This is a genomic window from Pantoea sp. ICBG 985 (assembly GCF_002928365.1).
In the GTDB taxonomy this organism is placed as follows: domain Bacteria; phylum Pseudomonadota; class Gammaproteobacteria; order Enterobacterales; family Enterobacteriaceae; genus Pantoea; species Pantoea dispersa.
In genome coordinates, this window is record NZ_POWM01000001.1 from 1,084,451 (window position 1) to 1,106,251 (window position 21,801).

Annotated in this window: 17 protein-coding genes; 6 read left to right on the top strand and 11 right to left on the bottom strand. The window is 57.6% G+C overall.

Features of this window, described 5'->3' with window-relative positions; all coding sequences use genetic code 11:
- Nucleotides 1–11: 11 nt before the first annotated feature.
- Together C1Y42_RS05290 and rihB are read right to left on the bottom strand one after the other, a co-directional pair.
- Nucleotides 12–1,262: a NupC/NupG family nucleoside CNT transporter gene (locus C1Y42_RS05290; RefSeq protein WP_104093021.1), complete on the bottom strand. Its 1,251-nt coding sequence runs from the start codon at nt 1,260–1,262 to the stop codon at nt 12–14.
- 83 nt (nt 1,263–1,345) lie between these two features.
- On the bottom strand, nt 1,346–2,278 hold the full coding sequence (gene rihB, locus C1Y42_RS05295) for a ribosylpyrimidine nucleosidase (RefSeq protein WP_104092942.1): 933 nt from the start codon (nt 2,276–2,278) through the stop codon (nt 1,346–1,348).
- 136 nt (nt 2,279–2,414) lie between these two features.
- Here rihB and yeiL point away from each other — a divergent pair, with 136 nt between their 5' ends.
- Entirely contained in the window at nt 2,415–3,107 is a 693-nt protein-coding gene (gene yeiL, locus C1Y42_RS05300) for a transcriptional regulator YeiL (RefSeq protein ID WP_104093022.1), read from the top strand.
- A gap of 3 nt (nt 3,108–3,110) precedes the next feature.
- Here the strand turns inward: yeiL and C1Y42_RS05305 are convergent, their stop codons facing one another.
- Nucleotides 3,111–3,845, bottom strand: a complete 735-nt coding sequence (locus tag C1Y42_RS05305; protein ID WP_104092943.1) for an SDR family oxidoreductase — start codon at nt 3,843–3,845, stop codon at nt 3,111–3,113.
- A gap of 109 nt (nt 3,846–3,954) precedes the next feature.
- On the opposite strand from C1Y42_RS05305, the gene C1Y42_RS05310 reads away from it, so the two are divergent.
- A complete protein-coding gene (locus tag C1Y42_RS05310; protein WP_104092944.1) occupies nt 3,955–4,788 on the top strand; it encodes a LysR family transcriptional regulator in 834 nt (277 codons plus the stop codon).
- 40 nt (nt 4,789–4,828) lie between these two features.
- On the opposite strand, the gene C1Y42_RS05315 is transcribed toward C1Y42_RS05310, so the two are convergent.
- A complete protein-coding gene (locus C1Y42_RS05315; protein ID WP_104092945.1) occupies nt 4,829–5,584 on the bottom strand; it encodes an SDR family oxidoreductase in 756 nt (251 codons plus the stop codon).
- Between the two features lie 322 nt (nt 5,585–5,906).
- On the opposite strand from C1Y42_RS05315, the gene C1Y42_RS05320 reads away from it, so the two are divergent.
- On the top strand, nt 5,907–6,350 hold the full coding sequence (locus tag C1Y42_RS05320) for an NUDIX hydrolase (protein ID WP_058769801.1): 444 nt from the start codon (nt 5,907–5,909) through the stop codon (nt 6,348–6,350).
- Between the two features lie 680 nt (nt 6,351–7,030).
- Here the strand turns inward: C1Y42_RS05320 and C1Y42_RS05325 are convergent.
- The 4 genes from C1Y42_RS05325 to C1Y42_RS05340 all read right to left on the bottom strand — a co-directional run bounded on the left by C1Y42_RS05325 (nt 7,031) and on the right by C1Y42_RS05340 (nt 10,053).
- On the bottom strand, nt 7,031–7,546 hold the full coding sequence (locus C1Y42_RS05325; RefSeq protein WP_104093023.1) for a phenolic acid decarboxylase: 516 nt from the start codon (nt 7,544–7,546) through the stop codon (nt 7,031–7,033).
- A 182-nt stretch (nt 7,547–7,728) separates the two neighbouring features.
- Nucleotides 7,729–8,646, bottom strand: a complete 918-nt coding sequence (locus C1Y42_RS05330) for a nucleotidyl transferase AbiEii/AbiGii toxin family protein (protein ID WP_104092946.1) — start codon at nt 8,644–8,646, stop codon at nt 7,729–7,731.
- Nucleotides 8,621–9,175, bottom strand: a complete 555-nt coding sequence (gene abiEi, locus C1Y42_RS05335; protein ID WP_021506034.1) for a type IV toxin-antitoxin system AbiEi family antitoxin — start codon at nt 9,173–9,175, stop codon at nt 8,621–8,623. Before abiEi ends, C1Y42_RS05330 begins: the two co-directional genes overlap by 26 nt.
- 146 nt (nt 9,176–9,321) lie before the next feature.
- Nucleotides 9,322–10,053, bottom strand: coding sequence for a YoaK family protein (locus C1Y42_RS05340; RefSeq protein WP_021506033.1), 732 nt, complete (start codon nt 10,051–10,053; stop codon nt 9,322–9,324).
- 228 nt (nt 10,054–10,281) lie between these two features.
- Between C1Y42_RS05340 and C1Y42_RS05345 the strand changes: the two genes are divergently transcribed.
- Nucleotides 10,282–11,061, top strand: coding sequence for an alpha/beta hydrolase (locus C1Y42_RS05345; protein ID WP_058758558.1), 780 nt, complete (start codon nt 10,282–10,284; stop codon nt 11,059–11,061).
- Nucleotides 11,062–11,146: 85 nt separating this feature from the next.
- Here C1Y42_RS05345 and C1Y42_RS05350 read toward each other — a convergent pair whose 3' ends face one another.
- On the bottom strand, nt 11,147–11,677 hold the full coding sequence (locus C1Y42_RS05350; protein WP_058769804.1) for a GNAT family N-acetyltransferase: 531 nt from the start codon (nt 11,675–11,677) through the stop codon (nt 11,147–11,149).
- 275 nt (nt 11,678–11,952) lie between these two features.
- Between C1Y42_RS05350 and C1Y42_RS05355 the strand changes: the two genes are divergently transcribed.
- Complete coding sequence (locus C1Y42_RS05355; RefSeq protein WP_104092947.1) at nt 11,953–13,380, top strand: cytosine permease; 1,428 nt, start codon at nt 11,953–11,955, stop codon at nt 13,378–13,380.
- 112 nt (nt 13,381–13,492) lie between these two features.
- The gene (locus C1Y42_RS05360; RefSeq protein ID WP_199188953.1) at nt 13,493–18,091 is read left to right on the top strand and encodes an ATP-dependent helicase; all 4,599 of its coding nucleotides are present in this window, start codon (nt 13,493–13,495) and stop codon (nt 18,089–18,091) included.
- Here the strand turns inward: C1Y42_RS05360 and C1Y42_RS05365 are convergent.
- Complete coding sequence (locus C1Y42_RS05365; RefSeq protein ID WP_104092949.1) at nt 18,088–20,184, bottom strand: FUSC family protein; 2,097 nt, start codon at nt 20,182–20,184, stop codon at nt 18,088–18,090. The genes C1Y42_RS05360 and C1Y42_RS05365 overlap by 4 nt on opposite strands.
- Nucleotides 20,185–20,506: 322 nt before the next feature.
- Nucleotides 20,507–21,622: a beta-propeller fold lactonase family protein gene (locus C1Y42_RS05370; protein WP_104092950.1), complete on the bottom strand. Its 1,116-nt coding sequence runs from the start codon at nt 21,620–21,622 to the stop codon at nt 20,507–20,509.
- Nucleotides 21,623–21,801: the final 179 nt, after the last annotated feature.

The window sequence follows — 21,801 nt, forward strand, 5'->3', positions numbered from 1 at the left end:
CGGTTTGCGCGTTAGCCAAGGCCGATGAAGAAGCCGGCAATGGTGGCGCTCATCAGATTGGAGAGCGTTGCGGCGATCAGCGCGCGCAGGCCCAGCCGCGCGATTTCCGGGGTGCGCTCTGGTGCGACGGCAGAAAAGGCCCCGACCACCACGCCAATCGAACCAAAGTTAGCAAAGCCGCACAGGGCGAACGAGACGATGGCGATGGTTTTGCCGTCGAGCGCGCCTGCCTGATGCAGATAAGGTGAAAAGCTGATGTAGGCGACAAACTCGTTCACCACCAGTTTCTGCCCTATCAGGCTGCCCGCCAGCGCCGCATCGTGCCACGCCACGCCCATCAGCCACGCCAGCGGGGCCAGCGCGAAGCCGAGTATTCCCTGCAGACTGATGTCGCCGTGACCCAACCAGCCGCCGATGCCGCCAAGTATGCCGTTGAGCATCGCGATGATACCGACAAACGCCATCACCACCGTCGCCAGACCGGCGGCTATTTTCATCCCGGTAATCGCTCCGCTGGCGGCGGCTTCAATCAGGCTGCGTGCCGGCGTGTCGCTAAACGACAGGTGGGTAAAAGTCACCTGCGACGCTTCCGTTGCCGGACTGAGCAGCCGGGCGAACAGAATGCCGCCAGGAATGGCCATCAGCGAGGCGGCCAGCAGATATTCAATCGGTACCCCCAGCCCGGCATAGCCGAGCATAGTGGAACCGGCTATTGAAGCCATGCCGCTGCAGATGGCGGTGAACAGTTCGTTGCGATTGAGACGGTTGACGAAGGGTTTGACGATGGCCGGGATCTCATTCTGGCCGAGGAAAATGGTGGTGACCGCCACGAAGGATTCGATCTTACTGATGTTGAGCGCGCGCTGAAAGATGCCGCCCAGCAGGCGAATGATGGCGCCCATCACGCCAATGTAGTAGAGCACGCTAACCAGCGCGGTGATAAAGATGATGGCCGGCAGAACGTGAAAAGCGAATACAAAGCCGGCGCCGTTAAACACCTTGTCCATTTGCGGTCCGGCCAGCGCGCCAAACAGAAACGCGCTGCCCGCATCACTGTAAGCCAGCGCCTGATGCACGCCGCTGGCGACTTTTTCCGCCAGCCATTTGCCCGGCGGCAAATAGAGGATCGCGCCGCCGAGGGCAATCTGAATCAGTAACGCGGCACCGGTGGTGCGCAGACTGATGTGCTTTTTATTTACTGACAGCAGAAACGCGATCGCCAGTAATACCACCATACCCAGAACACTTCTCATTATATCCATCATGATATTTCCTGATGTCAGCCTGGTGAGGTTGCATAGCGGTATGGGCGACCACTTTCTGCCCATATTGTGGGGTTAAATGATTAGCGGTACCTGCGCACGCAGTCTTCGACTAAATCCCAGAACCAGGCGGTATCCAGCGTGATGCCTACTTTGGTGTTTGCCGGTTTCCCCAGCACGCCCAGCGCATCACACACCGTGCGGCCATAGCAGGGACCGCTGTTGACATCGATTTCGACAAACATCGGCTGAACGTTGAAGGCATCCGGATTGATCAGATAGGCGACACAGGTGGCGTCATGCACCGGGCCGCCCGCCAGACCGTAATTGTCGTGCTGGGTTTTCAGCGTAAAATTCATCATGTCGCTGAACAGCTTTCCGGCCGGGCCGCCGGCCTTTTCCATGCGGGTAATGATGTCCGGCGTGCACACCGTCTGGTGCGTTAAGTCGAGGCCCATCATCACCAGCGGGGCGCCGGCGGTAAATACCACGCGCGCGGCTTCCGGGTCGGCAAAAATATTAAACTCCGCCGACGGGGTAAAATTACCGGTGCCGTAAGCGCCGCCCATCAGCACAATTTCACGGATTTTAGGAATGATTTTCGGCTGCATGCGCATCGCTACTGCAATATTAGTGAGCGGGCCGACCGGCACCAGCGTGATATCCCCGTCGCTGTTCATCAGCGTATCGATAATAAAGTTCACCGCGTGCTTTGTTTCCGCCTTACGCGTCAGCGGGCCGAACACCGGGCCGTCAAGACCGGTTTCGCCGTGAATATTATCGGCGACGATCTGCTGGCGCATAATCGGCTGCGGCATGCCGGCATAAACTGGCGTGTCGATATTCAGCGTCTGGCAAACGTTCAGGCCATTAACCAGCGTTTTGTCCAGAATTTGATTGCCCGCCACGATACTGATGCCGAGTAATTCAATCGCCGGATGTTTTGCGGCCAGCATGATGGCGATGGCATCATCATGACCGGGATCACAGTCCAGAATAATTTTACGTGCTGTCATGGTTTACTCCTCAGCTTCTTTATTTATCACCTTAATTTCATTGCAGAAATTTTCCGGTGCGGTAGGGTAGAGGCCTTCACCTTAGCAGCGGCGTGACACGCCAGCGTATGAGAAATCTCATAGTGGACATCGAATGATGAAAGAAATAAATAATGACGCGCTGAAGCAACAGTTAATAATGGCGTCCGGCTATTGCGATAAATTTTCAGCCGATGTGATCCCGCACACACATTTATTTCATATTCTTGCCGGGGACTATATTGTGCGTGAGGGGGCTCTGCCGTCGTATATGTTTTATCTGGCGCGCGGTCGCACCAAACTGTATGTCACGCTGGCCAATGGCCGTATTTCGCTGGTGGATTTCTTTAATGCGCCCTGTTTTATTGGCGAGATTGAAGTGCTGGATGAAACGCATACTTCACGCGCGGTGCAGGCGATTGAAGCCTGCTGGTGCCTGGCGCTGCCGGTGAAAACCTGCCGCACGCTATTGTTAAATGATGCGCAGTTCCTGCGCCACGCCTGTCTCGGTTTAGTGAAAAAGAATTTCCGCAATATTGTCACCTCAACGCGCAATCAGGCGTTTCCGCTGGTTAACCGGCTGGCGGCCTTTATCCTGCTGACCCAGCATGATGGTGTGTATAAAGAGAAGCATACGCAGGTGGCGGAGTACCTTGGCGTGACCTATCGCCACCTGCTGTATGTGTTTGCGCAGTTCAGCGCAGAAGGGGTGCTGCGTAAGCAGCAGGGGGGTTATGCTATCGGTAACCGCGCGGCGCTGATGGCCTTAGCCGAAGAGATGGAGCCCGGCGCAGCGCTGCCGGGTCACTGAGGTTTATGCGCCCTGGCGGGTGGCCGCCAGCACGATTTCCCGCACGCAGACCGACTGCGGCTGCGAATAGGCGTAATCGATGGCGCTGGCCACGTCGTATGCGCTGAGCACCTTGCCGCCCATTTCGGCTTTCCACGCGTGATAACCTTCCTTAATTGCTTCGCTGGTGGTGTGACTCAACAGCTCGGTTTCAACTGCGCCCGGCGCGATAACGATCACGCGTACATTGTGCGGCGACAGCTCTTCGCGCAGATTCTCTGACATGCCATGCACAGCGAATTTAGTGCCAACATACACTGCGTGATTAGGAAACGTCTTCCGTCCGGCCACTGAGCTGATATTAATGATCGTGCCGCTTTTACGGTCAATCATGCCTGCGGTGACCGCCTGCACGCCATTGAGCAGGCCTTTCACGTTGACGTCGAACATCTTATCCCATTCGCCGGCATCCTGTTGTTCAATCGCGCCGAGCAGCATCACGCCCGCATTGTTAATCAGCGCATCGACCGGGCCAAACTGCTGCTCAGCATCCTGCACTGCGGCGGCAAATGCGTGGCGATCGGTCACATCAACCGCGCGGCACAGGGTATTGGGCAGGTTCAGTGCCGTCATACGATCGATACGGCGAGCCAGCAGCAGCAGGGCATGTCCACGCGCCGAAAGCAGCTTTGCCGTGGCAAGACCGATACCGGAGCTGGCACCGGTGATGACGATTAAAGGTTTAACATTCTGCGTCATAATGACTTCCTCATAGATAAAATTAATGGCGAAGCTGAGGCGTGCACTTTAAATCGCGCAGCGATTGGTGAAAAATGGTTTATTTCTTTCGCCGATATAATGATTTTCTATGGATAAGCGACAGCTAAAAGCCTTTATCTGCGTGTTTGAAGAGCGCAACATCACGCGCGCCGCACAGTTACTCAATCTGACGCAGCCTGCGCTCTCAGCCACGATCAAACTACTGGAAGAGGAGCTGGCCACCACGCTTTTTATCCGCAGGCCGCGCGGCGTGGAGGTCACGGAGGAAGCACGCGTCCTTTATCCCCAGGCGCGCAAGATGCTCAGCGATATGCAGGCGCTGGTCACACGCTTTCGGCAGCCGTCGGATTGCCTGCCGTTGAAGATTGGCGTCGAAGGGGATGTCGCGCCCGCCCAGCTGGCGCAACTGCTGACGGCCATCCGGCAACATTTTCCCACGGTGCTGCTTAACGTCGAGCCCGGTTGCGTGGGCGATATCCGGCTGGCGTGTGAAAGCCTGCGCTGCGAAGACGAGCTGTTTATGCCGCTGTTTGAAGAGCACTACGTGCTGGCGTATCCCGCCAGTCATGCGCTAAGTCAGCTGGAGACGCTGACCCATGCCCAGTTGCATCCGCTGCCGTGGGTGATGGTGCCGACTGATGAGTCGCATCAGCGGCTGCTGCCGTTTTACGGTGCGGGTGCGGCCGCGGCCAACGCCGGCAGCTACGCGCTGGCGCTGGATCTGGCGGAAGCCGGCTTTGGCGTCACCATTGCGCCGGCGCCGCTGGTTGCCGCGCGGCATCGCCTGGCCTGGCGCGCTTTACCCGGTCAGCCGCTGATGCGGCGTGTCGGCATTTGCTATGCGGTTCAGGCGCAGGCCAATCCGGCGGTAGAACGGCTGCTGGCGCACTTCAGCCACGGCGCGCCTTTGCGTACTTCGTGATAGATCCGGTACGCTGCCGGGCGCACCGGTTCAAAGCAGATTAGCGCGGGTTCATCATGTCAAATATGGCGTCAAAATTGCCGTCGCGTTCGGCCCAGCGCCGCGTATAGTCGCGCTCCAGCAGCAGTTCGCCGCGCGCGACCGGACCATTTTCCAGCATCTGCAGAATCTGCGCGATATAGTCTTCCAGCGGCATGGCACGGGGATCGCTGAGCTGGTGATCACCGGTCAGCGCCGTCTGTAGATATGGCGGCAGCATTTCCAGCACCTCGACCGGGGTATTACGCAGCTGATGACGCAGCGAAACCAGCCAGGAATGCAGAAAGGCTTTGCTGGCGCAGTAGGTGGGAAAACTGGCCAGCGGCAGGAAGGCCAGCGCGGAACTGGTTGCCATCAGCGTGGCCTGCGGCTGACGGCGCAGCAGCGGCAAAAACGCGGCGGTGACGCGAATCACACCGAGGATGTTGGTCATCACGATTTGCTCAGCAATATCACTGGTCCATTCGTCTGCCGTCACCGTTTCCGGCTGCGAGATACCGGCGTTGGCGATCAGCACGTTGATATGCGGGAACTGCGCGTGAATCGCCGCAGAACAGCGGGCGAGGGCGGTGGTGTCATTAACGTCCAGAGCAAAACCGGTAATGGCCGGGCGCTGGGCGGTGATCTCATCGAGCAGCGCCTGACGTCTGCCGGTGATAATGACGCGGTTACCGCGATCGTGGAAAACCTCGGCCAGGCGGCGGCCAATGCCGCTGGTTGCGCCGGTGATGAGCAGGGTGTTGTTGGTCAGCTTCATAATGTGCCTTGTCAGTCAGAGAATGAAAGGCCACGTGCGGTGATGCACTGCTAGCGATCCCGAGAGACAGGATGCGTAGAAAGCGTGAACGATGCCGTGGCGCTGTTCCGGTTTTCCTCTGCGCAGAGGCCCATTCCGGTTCAGGGCGCGTTGGATGACGGTAACGCCTACGGCAAGTCAGAAGTGAGATGCGCGCTTACTATATAGCGAGCCGGGGAGGGATGTCTATCCTGTCGTCCTGTTCCTGCAGACTGTGGCGTTTCGTTTTCTGACCATGATCAGTTATGCTGATTTACATTAAAAATCATAAAGGAATTATAAAGTGCGCACCCGGGATTCGGCTCGTTTGCTTATTATAAATCCTCTTAATCAGGTTTTATTATTCTGGTTTAAGCATAAAAATAATGCCCTGTCAGGCAGAGAATACTGGGCCACCCCCGGTGGAGGCGTTGAACCGGGAGAGACTTTTGAACAGGCAGCCATCAGAGAACTCAGAGAAGAAACAGGCTTTTATGTCGATGATGTGGGTCAGCCGTTAACTAAGCGCATTTTTGAAATGACGCTTCCCAGCGGTGAGGTGGTTTTGGCAAATGAACGATTTTATTTAATTAAAGTTGGAGATGAAGATATCCGTACCAGTGGTTGGACTGAAAATGAAAAGTTAGTCATTGATAGTTATCACTGGTGGGATCTTACTGAGCTGCGAAACACTCGCGACGTCGTTTATCCAACAAATATTGCTGATCTCTGCGTATTGCCGGATTAATCACGCGACGTGTCATAGCGTTGAGCGTATGAATCTATCATTGCCGCTTTCAAATGGAATCTTATTGCAGGTGATCAGAGTATGTTCAGTGGAGCCGACACACGCTCAGGAAAGCAAAGTTTGAAGCATGAACTCACGGAAATGCTTGCAGAATTTATACAGGTATCTGAGGATTTTCAGCAGGTAGCCTAAAGCGGCCTGGTCAGCTTAGCTCACAGCGATCAGATCAGCTTTGCCCCTGTGATCAAATGGCGCATAATGTATATTATGTTAAATAAGATATCCCGTCAGATAGCGCAATCCTTCAGTTTCGCCCTTCACGCCTCTTACCAGGCCTACAACGCATTCCACCTATCCCACCGGTCTGTTTGATGGACACCACGGCGATATCCTGGTGCGCATCAATGCGCACCCTACAACTGAATACCCGGTTAGCTTCGCCCGGTGGCTTTCCATGTCTTTAGCTCATCCAGCATGACAACGCTACGCGAAAACTTCCCGGTTATCCCTCAGCGCTTTTGTCAGATTTCACGTAGCGCGATCGGTCTGTTTGCTGGATACCACTCACGAGTAACTCTGGTGCGCATCAATGCGCACCCTGCAATGCCTCGCCGCACTGCACAATCGCAGGGTCGCCATTCATGGCGACCGAACCCAGCGCCGTCAGCGGATTGCCAGCCTCATTTATCTTTAAAATAATCTTCCGGCATTTGTCCCGGCGGCATGTTGATTACGGCATCATTATCCGGACCTTCATTCTTCATGTAGGTCACTTTGGCAAACTCAGGAATCACCACGTACGGATACGCTGGCCCTTCATCACGGAAACGATGCATATCTTCAATAAATTCATTCTGATAGCAGATGGTTTTTTCCGGATGCTGTCCTTCGCCGGCAATCCACTGCGGGAAAAAGATGGTGCCGTGAATCACCTTGCGGTTGATATCAAACAGCAGACTAACGCAGGTGCCTGTCGGCTCGTGCCAGTCGACTTTATAAATGCCCGGTGCGAACTGCACCGCATTCATGCTTTGATTGGTCACCCAACGGCCACCAACCAATCCCTGATGGATACGATAATCACAGGTCGTCGCGTTGCGCGCGTACCACTCATATTTCCAGCCATTATCATAGGTATAAACGAAATGCGTCCCGACAAACGCAGACAAATCTTTGAAAAATTCATCCGTTATCATGGTGTTATCCATTGTTTTACCTCATCAGCAGTTTGTTGAAGCAGGAATAGTAAGTTATAGCGCCTGTGAGAAAACCAGACGGCAAATTAACAAAAAAAATCCGCTTCCTGAGCGTGCTGCCGGCTTGACAGCGCCCGTCCCCTGCTCTTTTATCTCCTCTGTACGCCGGGCCAGCGTCGCTGTTACATTCTGAAGGCGTCGTCTGGCCGTTTTCCTGCTAAATCTCGCTGCAATCTTTGCAACAGCGAGGTCAAACGTTCGGCGATGTAATCGGTAAATTCTGCACGCCCCAGCGTTCTGGCAAATACCTGCTGGGGTATAAAACGGCGCATTTCGTTGTAAAAACGTCCGTCTTTGACGATGTTTTCGATACCAGCCAGCCGCTGTTTTAATAACTTTTCATAGTCAGGAATCCGGTAATCCTCGATTTTTTGCCGAATCCAGCCCACATCATACGCAGCGCCTTGCTGCATCAGCCAGGGTAAATCCCAGACATCGCGGTAACGAAGATATTTGGTGGTCGCAACCAGGGAAATAAGCTTATCACTCATGATTTCGTCGAGACTTTCACACATCACCAGCGTATCGCTGTAGCCATCCGGCAACACCGGATAATTGCGGCTCAGCGGCAACGGTTTGCGACTGTAAGCGGGAATATTAGCAACTTCGACTTTGATGGGTTGTTTAGGCATATCGCGTTTTTCGGGTGCCGTCGTCACGGAGACCTGCCATTTATCGACTCTGATCTCTTCATAGCCCGGCTGGCGGCGAAGTTCTGCCGGCTCTTTGACCGTAACTTCTAAACCGTAACGCGTGCCGAGATAGTCTTCGATACAGACCTTCATGTTTTTTAAATCTGCACCGGAAAAGTTGATGCCGCCGGCGAAATCCAGTTCCTCGCTAAATCGATTGCCGTCATAACATAGCCGCAAAGAGGTACCGCCCTGAAACGTCAGATTTTGCAGCAGACCCGCTTTATCCAGACAGTAAAGGATATCGTAGTGTAAAAGCTCTTTTTCCACTACGTTACGCATACCCTCGAGTTGCGCTGAAGCCATGGCCTTAGCGACCAGTTCAGTGAAACTGACTTTCTGATTCATCGTTCGTTTCCGCCTCATCAATCAGATGCGTATTACGCCCCACCCGACGTAAATCGCGCAGTGCGGCTTTTTTAGTTGCCAGGCGCAAAGGTGACTCGCCCAAAATGGTGTCCTGCAAAATTTGTTCAGGCGATCGTTTGGTATGCGTGAATTCGATCACGCCATAAGGCGTAATGTGTTCTTCAGAACGGCCCGTGGTCATAACGGTAAGACGCCCCATCGGGATTTGTGAAATTACCCCGTAAGCCGATAACGCCGATTCCAGGCTCAGGTAGCTGTATTCTCCTCTGCGCAACGTCTGTACGATTCTTTCCAGCGTGTAAGCGTCTTTACTTCTCGCATAGGCGTAAACATAGACGCCACGGCTGGCGCGCTGCAGGATGCCGTCCTTCACCAGACGGTTCAGGCCAGCATTGAAAGCTTTGTCACTGTCGTCATAAAAGACTTTGGCTAAATCACGCACAGCAAAGACATAGCGCCCCTGCCTGTCAAACGCATTAAGCCGCTCGATTGCCGTCATTTTGTTCATATAAGTCTACGGGAAAATCACATTTATAGAGTATTCATGTGTACATGATTTGCCCTGCACTTTCAAGTGCACATGAATACCAGCAATAAGTAGTGTTCATGTGCACTTACTCCATCGGCTTCAAATCGGATAACTTTCGGTCGGTGTTACCAAAATCGCATGCCGGTTAAATGCAGGGTTCTGGCGATGCCACCGACGGCGATCAGCGCCAGCACAATGCCTAACCCCGCCATCGCTTCAAATCCAAGGTGCCTGAACAGCAGATAACCGACAACGCAGCCGGAAAGAAACGAGAAGATAGTGACCAAATGAGTAAAAAGCACGGTTCGGTGGCCATCGCGATCGGCGGCCTCGCTTTGACTGAAGGATGCGCGCAGCCAGGATCCCAGCGCGATGCCGGCGTCGGTCAGTGTGCCGGTCACGTGCGTGGAGCGAACGCGACCGGAGGAAAGCTGAGTCGAGGTTGAGTTATGGATGCCCATCAGCAAACTCAGCGTAACCAGAATTTCGCCGTTGTTTCGTTCGGAATACCACAGGATTTCTACCAGGGAGGTCAGCAGCAGGAAAATACCCTCGGCCAGCAGCACCAGACAGTAAATGGTGCGCAGATTCCGCTTCAGGCCGTAAGCTACCGTCAAACGCGCCAGCATGGCACCGCAGACAAAAGCAAAAATCAGCACGGCCAGAAACAGCAGATCGTGCAGGTCAGAACCATTTACCTCTGCCGAAATTTGCGAGGTGTTGCCGGTCATATGGGAAGGGAAAAAACCAAATGCGCCAAACGCCATGGCGTTGAGGATACCGGCCGTGGTGGCCAGCGTTAACGCCAGCAGGCGGTCTTCGCTGTGAGAGCGGATTTTCTTCTTGCGCAACAGCATAATCTATTCAGCACTCCTTTGAGAGATTCTCGGGTTGGTCGGGTCTCATCCTTATCAAGCATAGCGGCTATGCTCCGACTCACGGCTAATCCTCTGCTTTTATTACTTTTAAATCCTCCGCTGCCACATCGTGTCGCTGTCATTTTTTTGTCATTTCCACGTCAGCGGAATGTTGGTCCCCGGCGCTTACAGTGGTGCATGAACCCCGATTAATTATGAGGACCGATCATGACATTACGCAAAATCACGGCGCTGACGGCGCTGGTAATCTCTGCCCTGAGTGCCGGACTGGCGCATGCCGACAGCGCTGCCGCGCCGCAGGAAGTAAAAAATATTGTGCTGGTCCATGGCCTGTACGCTGATGGATCCAGCTGGGGCAAAGTCATCCCACTGTTGCAGGCGAAAGGTCTGCACGTCACCGCGGTACAAAACCCAACAACGTCGCTGAATGATGACGTGGCGGCGGTGAAACGCGCGCTGGCACAGCAGAACGGACCGGTGATTCTGGTTGCGCACTCCTACGGCGGCATGGTTATCAGCCAGGCGGGCGATGAACCTGAAGTGAAGGGGCTGGTGTACATCGCGGCGCGCGCGCCTGAGGCCGGTGAAGATTATCCGGCGCTCACCAAAAAGTTCCCTGCAGCACCGGTTGCCGCTGGCCTGAAGTGGCGTGACGACGGTTTTGGCGCGCTCAGTGAACAGGCGTTTATCCACGACTTTGCCGGCGATCTGCCGGAAAGCGAAGCGCGGGCTTATTACGCCGTTCAGCAGCCGATGGGTAAAGCCATTACCCAGGCGAAAACCAGCGTGGCGGCCTGGCATAGCAAACCAAGCTGGTATGCGGTGTCGACGGAGGATCGCACTATCAATCCGGATCTGCAGCGCTTTATGGCGAAACGCATGCATGCGCAGACCATCGAACTCAAGGCCAGCCATGTGTCGCTGATTTCCCAGCCGCAGGCGGTGGCAAATCTGATCATGAAAGCCGCGCACGTACCAGGGTATTGAGCGCACCCTTACCGGGTGCATGTTTGATAGCGGCGCAATTTATTGCGTGATAAGTCGCGCCGCTACCAGAGGTGCGCGCCCTGCCTCACGAATGCGCTGGGGCACTCTTCATATCCAGTTCATAAACCACACAGGGCTGGTCGTAATGCTGCTCGATACCGCGATAGCGCATACCCAGCCGCTGCATCACCCGATGGGATGCAAGGTTTTCCGGATGTGCCACCGCCACCAGATAATCCACGCCAATCTGCCCGGTAGCAAACTGCACAATCGCCGTGGCGGCTTCGGTGGCATACCCTTTCCCCTGACTGCTGCGCAACAGTCGCCAGCCAATTTCCAGCGGCGCCTGTTCCTGATGAGCCAGATGCTGCAGACAAGCCGCTCCGACGATGTCATCGCTGCTCTTCTCGCGCAGTGCCCACCAGGAAAAACCATAGCGCTGCCAGCGTTGCTGCACGCGCTCAATGGTCGCCAGCGTCTCGTCCTCGCTCTTCACCTGTCCCTCATTGATATAACGCATGATTTCCGGGTCATCATCCATCGCGCGCAAGCCGGCGAGGTGGCTTAGCGCAAAGGGTTCCAGTCGTAAGCGTTCTGTTTCAATCACTGCCTGCATGATTCCCTCCCCGGGTTGTCCTGATCGCCACAGTTAGTGGGTCTGTAGTTAGCGCATCATCGCCTTTGTGCGCGTCCGTTACCGGACAATCTCCTGACATTAACGGACAACATTGCCAGCGTCATCACAATTTCCAATGACCGGTCAGCTTGTAACCTCATCAACCTCGTGACAATATCGCTACATGTATATACATGTATGTTTCGTGACATTTACTACTGACTAACAAGAAAAATCAATGACTAACCACCTTTAGCCGTTCCAGCGAGGAAACTATGTCCGCTCAGATACCTGCCGCAGATTATTCAGGTGCAGAGAAACAGCGCCTGTCAGAAACACGTTCCATTGATTACATCCCGCTCAGCGAGCGTCACGGGCATCCGTTTAGCCAGTTCACGTTGTGGTTTGGCGGCAATTTGCAGATCACCGCCATTGTTACCGGTGCGCTGGCGGTGGTGCTGGGCGGCGATGTGGTGTGGTCGATTGTCGGTTTACTGGTGGGACAGATCGTCGGCGCGGCCATCATGTCGCTGCACGCGATTCAGGGCCCGCGCCTTGGCCTGCCGCAGATGATCACCAGCCGTATGCAGTTTGGCGTGTTTGGCGCGGTGATCCCGCTGGTGCTGGTGTGCATTATGTATGTGGGCTTCTCGGCCAGCGGCACGGTACTGGCCGGCCAGGCGCTGGCGAAGCTGGTCAACGTCAGCAATGCAGCCGGCATGATCATCTTCAGCGCCATCATCATCGTGATTGCGGTGCTCGGCTATCGGGTGATTCATAAACTCGGCAAAGTGGCCAGCGTCATCGGCGTGCTGGCGTTTGTTTACCTGTTCATCACCCTACTCTCCAGCCACGATTTAGCGGCCGTCTGGCAAAATCAGCACTTCAGCGTTGCCAGTTTTCTGCTGGCGGTATCGCTCTCCTCGTCATGGCAGATTGCGTTTTGCCCTTATGTGTCGGACTACTCGCGCTATCTGCCGGTGGATGTCTCCGCGAAAAAGCTGTTCAGTTCGGTGTTTTTTGGCACCGTGCTGGGCACGCAGGCATCCATGACGCTGGGCGTCATTGTGGCTGCAATTGCGGGTAAAGCGTTCTCCGGTAATGAAGTGGGCTACATCGTCGGGCTGGGCAGCAGCGCCACCATGGCGATGGTTATCTACTTCGCCATCTGCTTTGGCAAAATCACCTTCACTACGCTCAATGCCTACGGCAGCTTTATGTCGCTGACCACCATTGTCTCCGGTTTTCGCCAGCAAACCGCGATCAGCCGTGGCGGACGTATCCTGTTTGTGGTGCTGATGGTGACGCTCTCCTGCATCATTGCGCTGCTCAGCGAACCGGCGTTTCTCAAATCATTTACCCCCTTCCTGCTGTTCCTGCTGGCCTTTTTTGTGCCGTGGAGCGCCATCAGCCTGACGGATTTTTATCTGATTACCAAAGGGAAAGTCGATGTGCCCGCGCTGTCGCAACCGGATGGCCGCTACGGTCGCTGGAACTGGGCCGGCATTATCATTTACTTCCTCGGGGTGCTGGTACAGCTGCCGTTCATTGATAACCCGCTGCATCATGGTTCCCTGACGTGGATTTTTGCCGGCAACGATGTGTCATGGATCATCGGCTGGTTTGTTACCGCATTGCTGTGGCTGGCCGCACGTCGCTTTGATCGACGCGGGAAACTGGCCGACTCTGTTTATCCTCAGTGACGTTGTCACATATTGGTGCTGCGGCGCGTGTTTTCGCGCCGCCCTCATCGGCAATATCCTGATAATGCCGTAAACGCTGCGGCACGCTACACTGCTGATCGCCCTTTCGAGAATGCAGGAGTCATGGATGCCAGCCTCAGCGCTTTCACTGTTCACCCCGGCCACGCAACAGTGGTTTCGCCGCACTTTCCCGGCGGCGACTCCCGTACAACAGGAAGCCTGGCGCGCCATCGCCAGCGGACAACACTGCCTGGTGATTGCCCCAACCGGCTCCGGCAAAACGCTGGCGGCATTTCTGCATGCGATCGACGCGCTGTATCGCGAGCGCAGCCGTGACGAACCCGTAGCGCGCAGTCACAAGACGCGCATTCTGTATATTTCACCGGTTAAAGCGCTTGCGGCTGACGTGCAGCGTAACCTGGCGCTACCGCTGGCGGGCGTTGCTGCTCAGCGCGCGGAATTGGGTGAGGCGGAAATCACGCTGGAGGTCGGCATGCGCTCCGGCGACACGCTCAGCGCCGAACGGGCAAAGCTGCAGCGCCGGCCGCCGGACATCCTGATTACTACCCCGGAATCGCTTTTCCTGCTGCTGACGTCAAAAGCCCGCGAAACGCTGCGCGGCATCTCAACCGTGATTATTGACGAAGTACACGCGGTGGCCGGAAGTAAACGCGGTGCCCATCTGGCGCTCAGCCTGGAACGGCTCGATGTATTGCTGGCGCAGCCTGCTCAGCGCATTGGACTGTCGGCCACCGTGCGACCGCCAGAAGCGGTGGCGGCTTTCCTCGGTGGCGCGGGCACTACGCGCATCGTCAACCCGCCGGCGCAGCGGCCGCTGCAGCTGACAATTACCGTGCCGGTAGAGGACATGACGGACATCCAGCAACGTCCCGATGCGCGCGCCGCGCAGGAGAGCAGCCTCGCCGCCGGTTCCATCTGGCCGCATATTGAAGCCGGCATTCTGGATGAGGTATTACGCCATCGCGCGACTCTGGTGTTTACAAATTCGCGTGGGCTGGCGGAGAAACTCACCGCACGGCTCAACGAACTGTATGCGCGACGCTCCGCGCCGGAACAGGGCGTAACGGAGCCCGCCCTCGCCTATGGCTCTTTTAGCGGCGGAACCGAAAAACGCGCCACGCTTGCTGAAGCATATATTGCCCGTTCGCATCATGGCTCGGTGTCGAAAGAGCAGCGGCTGGAGATTGAGAACGCCCTGAAAGCCGGCGAACTGCGCTGCGTGGTGGCGACATCCAGTCTTGAACTGGGAATCGACATGGGCGATATCGATCTGGTGATTCAGGTCGGGGCACCGCCTTCGGTGGCCAGCGCGCTGCAGCGTATTGGCCGGGCCGGTCACCAGGTCGGCGGTACGCCGAAAGGCATTATCTGGCCGCGCACGCGCCGCGATCTGGTTGATGCGGCCGTGACGGTGGACGCAATGCTGGCAGGTGAACTGGATGCTATCGCTTTGCCACACAATCCGCTCGATATTCTCGCCCAGCATACGGTGGCGGCGGCGGCCATGGACACCCTGTCAGTCGAGGCGTGGTATCAACAGGTACGCCGTGCCGATCCGTTTAAAACGTTACCACGTAACGCCTTCGATGCGGTGCTGGATATGCTGTCTGGCCGCTACCCCTCGGACGAGTTTGCTAACCTGCGCCCGCGCATCATCTGGGATCGACAACAGCAAACCTTAAGCGGTCGCCCGGGCGCGCAGCATCTGGCCGTCACCAGCGGTGGCACCATTCCAGACCGCGGGATGTTCAGCGTGATGCTGCCGGAGGGCGAAGAACAGTCCGGTGCGCGCCGGGTCGGCGAACTGGATGAGGAGATGGTGTATGAGTCGCGAATTAACGACATCATCACGCTTGGCGCCACCTCGTGGCGCATCCAGCAAATTACGCACGATCAGGTGGTGGTGGTGCCGGCCCCCGGTCGCTCGGCGCGCCTGCCCTTCTGGCACGGCGACAGTCTCGGGCGTTCGGCGACACTCGGCGAAGCCATTGGCCGCTATTTGCGACATGCCGCCAGCGGGGTGTTGCCCGGCAGCGACAACCTTGACGCCAGTGCCCGACACAACATTCGTGCGCTCATCGACGAACAGATTGCCGCCACAGGCCTGGTGCCTGACGATCGCAATTTGCTGATTGAGCGCTGTCGCGATGAAACCGGCGACTGGCGCGTGATTTTGCATTCCCCTTATGGTCAGCGCGTGCATGCGCCATGGGCGCTGGCCATCGCTGAGCGGATTGGCCGCCAGATGGGGCTCGATCCGGCCGTGGTCGCCAGCGATGATGGGATTGTCGCGCGCTTCCCTGACAGCGAAGGCCGGGTGCCAGGCGCTGAACTGTTTTTGTTTGCGCCGGACGAACTCCAGCGACAGGTGACGGCTGCGGTGGGACATTCTGCGCTTTTTGCCGCCCGCTTCCGCGAATGCGCCGCGCGCGCCCTGCTGCTGCCGCGCCGCAATCCCGGTAAACGTTCTCCGCTGTGGCAGCAGCGGCTGCGCGCCGGGCAACTGCTGGAGGTGGCGCGGCAGTTCGACGATTTCCCGATTTTGATCGAAACCGCGCGTGAATGTCTGCAGGACGTGTATGACCTGCCGGCGCTGCATCAGCTGATGGCGCGGATACAACAGGGCGAGGTTAAGCTGACTGAAGTTACTACCGATACGCCCTCGCCGTTTGCTGCGCCGCTGCTGTTTGGCTATGTCGCCGAATTCATGTATGCCAGCGATGCACCGCAGGCGGAGCGGCGCGCGTCAATGCTGGCGCTCGACAGCACGCTGCTGAGCGATCTGCTGGGCCAGGTTGAGATGCACGAACTGCTGGCACCCGAGGTGGTGGCACGCGTTGAGCTGGAGCTTCAGCGCACCGTCCCCGATTATCAGGCCAGCACTCAGGAAGCTGTGGTTGATCTGCTGCGCGAGCTGGGGCCGCTCACTGTGCCGGAAATCACGGCGCGCTACAACGGCGAGGCGGCGCTGATGCCGCTGCTAACCGCGCTGAAACAGGCGCAGCGCATCATTCAGGTTACGATTGCGGCAGAAGCGCGCTGGGCTGTCGCCGAAGATGGCGTGCGGCTGCGCGACGCGCTGGGCACGGCGCTGCCAGCTGATCTGCCCGCCGGGCTGCTCGCGCCGGTGGCCCGTCCGCTGCATGACTTACTTAATCGCTATCTGCGCACCCACGCTGTCGCCACCAGTCTGCAAATCGCCGCCCGCTTTGGTCTGGGCCGCGCCGTGGTCGACGACACGCTGGAAGAGCTGCGTCAGCAGCAACGCGTACTGAAAGGCGATTTCCTCTCGCCTGCGGTCGATGCGTCAACGCAGTGGGTAGCGGAAAGCGTATTTCGTCGTCTGCGCGTGCGCTCGCTGCAGGCGGCGCGAGAGGCCACCCGACCGGTCGAAGCGCCGGCGTACGTGGCTTTTCTGCTTGAGCGTCAGGGATTACTGAGCGACGTCGCAGCATCCGCGGCACAGGGCGCCTTTGCCGGTATCAACGGCGTGGTGCGGGTGATCGAACAGCTGGCTGGCGTGGCGCTGCCGGTTTCGCTGTGGGAAAGCCAGATTTTGCCGGTGCGTGTGCGTGACTATCAGCCTGCGATGCTGGATGAGCTGCTCTCTTCCGGTGAAGTCATCTGGAGTGGCCAGCGGGCACCTGGCGCGCAGGACGGACTGGTCTCACTGCACCTGAGCGAGTTTGCCAGTGAAACGTTAACGGTGCCTGATGAAGGTAATAATGTGACATTGTCACCTTTACAGCAGGCGATTGTGGCGCAGTTACAGGATGGCGGCGGCTGGTTCGCCCGCGAGCTGCTGCCGCGCGTGATGGCGCAGCCTGAACATGCTGTCGACCCCAGCGAAGTCTTTGCCGCGATGTGGGAGCTGGTATGGCGCGGCTATCTGACTATGGATACCTGGGCCGCGCTGCGCCAGCTCAGCACCACCAGCCACACGCCGCGTCCACGCCCGGCCCGTCCTGCGCGCAGTCGCCACAGTCGGGCCAGTTTCGCAGCCAGCCGCAGTGCTGCGACGCAGCCCTCGATCAACAGCATGGCCGGACGCTGGTCGCTGATTGTGCGGCAGCCGCTGGCCGATACCGAACGCGCCCTGGCGCTGACAGAAAATATGCTCGACCGCTTTGGCGTGATCACGCGCGGTGCCGCCGTGGCAGAGCAGATTCCCGGCGGCTTTCCGGCGCTGCAGCCGCTATTGCGCGGTATGGAGGATGCCGGACGGCTGCTGCGCGGCCGCTTTGTTGCTGGTATGGGCGGCGCGCAGTTTGCTGAAAATCCGGCCATCGACCGGCTGCGCCAGCTCGGCAGCGCGCAGGCCACGCACCCGCCGGTGGCGCTGGCGGTGCTGGATCCCGCCAATCCCTTTGGCGTGCAGCTGGCGTGGCCGCTCAGCGTCGGTGGCGTGCGGCCTACCCGCCGCAGCGGCGCACTGGTGGTGATTGGCAATGGGCGCGTTATGTTGTGGCTGCCGCCGGGTGGTAAAGAGCTGTTAACTTTTGGCGACATTAGTGAGGAGCAACGCCAGGCCGCGATCGTGGCGCTGGGCCAGGCCTTACGCCGGGAGAAAACCCACAGCTTCATCCTCGAACGGGTGGACGATCAGCCGGCCAGCCAGTCATCGCTGCTACCGGCCCTGAAAGCCATCGGCTTTTCCCGCGTGCCGAAAGGTTACAGCTGGTATGGCTAAGCCTGCAGGCGGTAACGATGCTGCTGCAGGCGTTCGGCCTGACGCGGCGTGGCCACCGGCCAGCTAAGTTGCGGAAACAGGTATAGCCGGATGCTGAACAGATGAAACAGCGGCAGCAACAGCGCCTCGTCACGTTGCGCCAGCTGTTCCAGCTGCATCAGCAGCACATCGAGCTCCTCCTGCAAATCCTCATGCGGCGGCGTCTGCAGCGACTTCAGCCTGCGCTTAAGAAACAGTCCCAGCTCGTGAAACATCTGCCCGCTGTCCAGCTGATAACGGCTCAGCAGCGCCTGATGGCGCGCGTAGTAGTCAAAGCTATTGACCCCCAGCCACACTTCGGTCAGCAGCATTCCCGCCGGCGCCATATCGGACTGCGGATCAAGGTGCAGGCGTGGCAGCACCACGTTGACCTTATCCAGCATCAGGCCAATAAAACGCTGGCGTACCAGCAGCGATGAGCCGTTGCGCTCAATCTCCTTAATAAAGCGCAGCAGTTCACGCAGGCCGTGACGCACGGCGCGGCGCGCAGTCCACGATGGCCGCTTATTGCGCATCAGCGCGGTCAGGATCACCGCAAACAGCACGCCGGCCATCGAAGCAATCGCGTTATTCACCAGCAGCACCAGATCGGGTTTCAGATGATGTCCGAGCCCGATAAAGCCGGGGATCTGAATCGCCACGCTCAGACCGATCATGTTGCTGGCCGGTCGCGCAATCATTAGCCCGAGCAGCAGCAAACCTGGAGCCAGGCAGAGGATCAGCGCCTCGAACGAGGTTGCCTGCGGCAGCAGCAGCGCGACATAAATCACGCTGATAAAAATCGCCACGATCACCCCACGGATAAACAGCTTCATTGAGGTCAGCGGCGTATCGAGGCTGGCGAAGAAGGAGCTGAGAATCGCGGCCATCACTGGCGCTGATGCCCCGTCGCGCCAGCCGGTCGCCATCCACAACAGACAGGAGCCAAAGGTGGCGCAAAATGCCGTCAGCGCCGACAGCCGAATCAGCCCTTTGTCGAAAAAGCGATGCGTGCGTTTGCCGCGCGCCAGCGTGGTGTCGCCTGACAGATCGCTTACCAGCCCGCCCACGCTCTGGTAAGCCCCGGCGATACGCACAAAATCCACCAGCCGCTCCAGCAGGCCGGTAAACAGCAGACAGTGTTCGGTAGACAATTCGCCGTTGCGCCACGCCGCATTCAGCCGATCCTGACAAAGGCTCAGTTCCAGCTGAATGCCAATGACATCGCCCACCGCTTCGCCATCATTCAGCCACAGCAGGAACTGCTGCAGGGTCTGCTCAACCCAGGCAGGAAAGGCAATCTGGCGCGCCGCCAGCCGCTGCAACCGCATCTCAATCGCCGTCAGCGTGGGGATTAAATATGAAAGATGTTGGTACTGCGTGCTGACCAGGCGAATCAGACGCCGGGCCGCGTCGCCCTCGTACACGCAATGGGTAATCAGGATCTCGACCTGCTGCGGATTAGTGGCCATGCGGGTAAGGATTTCGTCGCGTTCTGGCGATCGGTCAGCGGAAATGCCAGAGAGTAAATCGCGGCACAGCTTGCGCCCGTTGAGATACCACTGGCTGACGCTCTGCTCCAGCAGACTGCGCATTGAGACCGGAAACAACAACGCGTGCACCAGGCTGCTACACACAATGCCCAGGGTGATTTCCTCAATGCGCGACAGCACGGTGCTGGTGATACCGAGCGGCGTCGTCACTTCCGGGAAACCCATAATCGCGGCGCTGTAGCCCGCCAGCATAAAAACATAGCTTTTCGGTGTGCGGTCGTGCAGCGACAGATAGAGACACAGGCTCACCCACAGTGAGATACACAGGCTGAACAGCAGCGGATGCGCCACGGTGAGCGGAAAGATAAAAAAGATGAAGACGCCACCGAGCAGCGTGCCGAGCAGGCGGAACAGCGATTTGGAAATGGTGGAGGCCGAATAAAGCTGCGATGCCACAAACACCGTGGTCAGCGCCCAGGCGGGACGATCAACATTCAGTTCAAGAGCCAGATACAATGCCAGAAAGGCGGCCAGACAGGTTTTTACAGCAAAAAAAACGGCGTTTTTCGAAAACCACTGCATGTCACGGAGACCAGAAGGCGCTAAGTGCGGCGTATCCTGCCAGAATCTGGCGGGCGCTCATCCCGATAACTACGACAAATTGTTTCGTAATCGAAAACGGTGTTCATACGCGCCTGACATCAGGCACAGAATGCTTTAAGGAAACTAATCGAACGCAGCGATCAGCGGGTCGCCGGCGGGATATCTGCGCTGTCACTGCCGCAGAAAGCAGCAATCTGCCTTCAGCGGCAGAAATGTGTCGCAGATCACACTTTGCTGCCGGGCGATGCTATCCATAAAATAATTTCGCGCAATAAGGCGCAGTTTCCTGCGCCCGATCATTTTAATAGCTGACGATGGTCACCCAGTTCGCGTCCCGGCCGGCTGGCGCCTCGCCCACCCGCTGCAACGCCCCGCTGCGCGCCTCAATCGCGTAGCTGCCAATAACCGCACTCTTCTCACCGCTCACCACCAGCCAGCGGCCATCGGCGCTAATCGCCATGCCGCGTGGCTGTTTCTCCACCGGCCAGCTGCCGATCAGCGTCAGTTTGCCATCCTGCTGGTTAACACGATAACCGCTCACGGTACTGCTGGTGCGTTCGCTGACATACAGAAAACGCCCGTCCGGCGTCAGCTGGATATCCGCTGACCAGATGCGCGGCGTGCTGTCGCTGTAACCCGGCGGCCGTTCACGGCCATGTTGCAGATGATACTGCGTCGCCACCGCGTTGGGCGTTTCCGCCACTTTCACCAGCTCGCCGCTGGCTTCGCGCCGGAACTGGGTAATGATGCCGCCCATTTCACCAATGTTGTACAGATAGCGATTATCCGGCGATAACACTGAGTGGCGCGGACCGTTATCGGCGGCGGTTGCTACCTCCCCCTTGCCGAGGGCGCTCAACGTGCCGTCTGCGCCCAGGCTGAGCTGCAGCACGCGATCGGTGCCAAGATTACCCACATAAGCGTGACGACCGCTGGCATCGACAATCACCGAATGTGCCGCATGACCGGTTTTATAGCTGCCGACCGGCGGCGTAGCGATGGTGCCGCTGGCTGTCAGGCGGTAAACCTGCACCACGTCGCCGTCATATGAGGCCCCCAGCAGAAAGCGTCCCTGACGGTCAGTGCTGATGTAGGGGTAACTGGCCGCAGCCGGCACGGTGTGCCGGTTGTTCAGCTCGCCGCTTTGCGAGTCAATCTGCCAGCTCGCCAGCTGCAGCGGTTTACTGCGAATCGCCGCGTACAGCGTTTTGTGATCCGCACTGAGCGCCATCGGCATCACTTTGCCCCCGGCCTCAGTGTGGCCAAGCAGCTGCAAAGCGCCGCTGCGTGCGTCCAGCGTATAGCGCGCGATGGTGCCGTCGTCGGCGGCGGATACGTAAACAAAGGTCTGCGCAAGCAGTGGCGCGCTCACCGTCATTGCCGCCAGCAGCGTAACGGTGCGCAGGCTGTTTATCATGGTGTTCTCCTTGATGAGGGGTAATCAGACCCGGTTATACGCAGTAAAGCATGCGCCTGTTATGTGAGATTGCCCGACGTCACCTGGGCACTTCTCCAGCAAGCCATGCTAATCAGGCAATTAGCGCGCCGGCGAACCTGATGTTTTGTCCGGGTTTGTGCGCGGGCTCACCTGGCGTG

Bases quoted from the DNA above. Each gene is read 5' to 3' on its own strand.
- C1Y42_RS05290 (WP_104093021.1), bottom strand. From the start codon at position 1,262: ATGGATATAATGAGAAGTGTTCTGGGTATGGTGGTATTACTGGCGATC.
- rihB (WP_104092942.1), bottom strand. From the start codon at position 2,278: ATGACAGCACGTAAAATTATTCTGGACTGTGATCCCGGTCATGATGAT.
- yeiL (WP_104093022.1), top strand. From the start codon at position 2,415: ATGAAAGAAATAAATAATGACGCGCTGAAGCAACAGTTAATAATGGCG.
- C1Y42_RS05305 (WP_104092943.1), bottom strand. From the start codon at position 3,845: ATGACGCAGAATGTTAAACCTTTAATCGTCATCACCGGTGCCAGCTCC.
- C1Y42_RS05310 (WP_104092944.1), top strand. From the start codon at position 3,955: ATGGATAAGCGACAGCTAAAAGCCTTTATCTGCGTGTTTGAAGAGCGC.
- C1Y42_RS05315 (WP_104092945.1), bottom strand. From the start codon at position 5,584: ATGAAGCTGACCAACAACACCCTGCTCATCACCGGCGCAACCAGCGGC.
- C1Y42_RS05325 (WP_104093023.1), bottom strand. From the start codon at position 7,546: ATGATAACGGATGAATTTTTCAAAGATTTGTCTGCGTTTGTCGGGACG.
- C1Y42_RS05330 (WP_104092946.1), bottom strand. From the start codon at position 8,646: ATGAATCAGAAAGTCAGTTTCACTGAACTGGTCGCTAAGGCCATGGCT.
- abiEi (WP_021506034.1), bottom strand. From the start codon at position 9,175: ATGAACAAAATGACGGCAATCGAGCGGCTTAATGCGTTTGACAGGCAG.
- C1Y42_RS05340 (WP_021506033.1), bottom strand. From the start codon at position 10,053: ATGCTGTTGCGCAAGAAGAAAATCCGCTCTCACAGCGAAGACCGCCTG.
- C1Y42_RS05345 (WP_058758558.1), top strand. From the start codon at position 10,282: ATGACATTACGCAAAATCACGGCGCTGACGGCGCTGGTAATCTCTGCC.
- C1Y42_RS05350 (WP_058769804.1), bottom strand. From the start codon at position 11,677: ATGCAGGCAGTGATTGAAACAGAACGCTTACGACTGGAACCCTTTGCG.
- C1Y42_RS05355 (WP_104092947.1), top strand. From the start codon at position 11,953: ATGTCCGCTCAGATACCTGCCGCAGATTATTCAGGTGCAGAGAAACAG.
- C1Y42_RS05360 (WP_199188953.1), top strand. From the start codon at position 13,493: ATGCAGGAGTCATGGATGCCAGCCTCAGCGCTTTCACTGTTCACCCCG.
- C1Y42_RS05365 (WP_104092949.1), bottom strand. From the start codon at position 20,184: ATGCAGTGGTTTTCGAAAAACGCCGTTTTTTTTGCTGTAAAAACCTGT.
- C1Y42_RS05370 (WP_104092950.1), bottom strand. From the start codon at position 21,622: ATGATAAACAGCCTGCGCACCGTTACGCTGCTGGCGGCAATGACGGTG.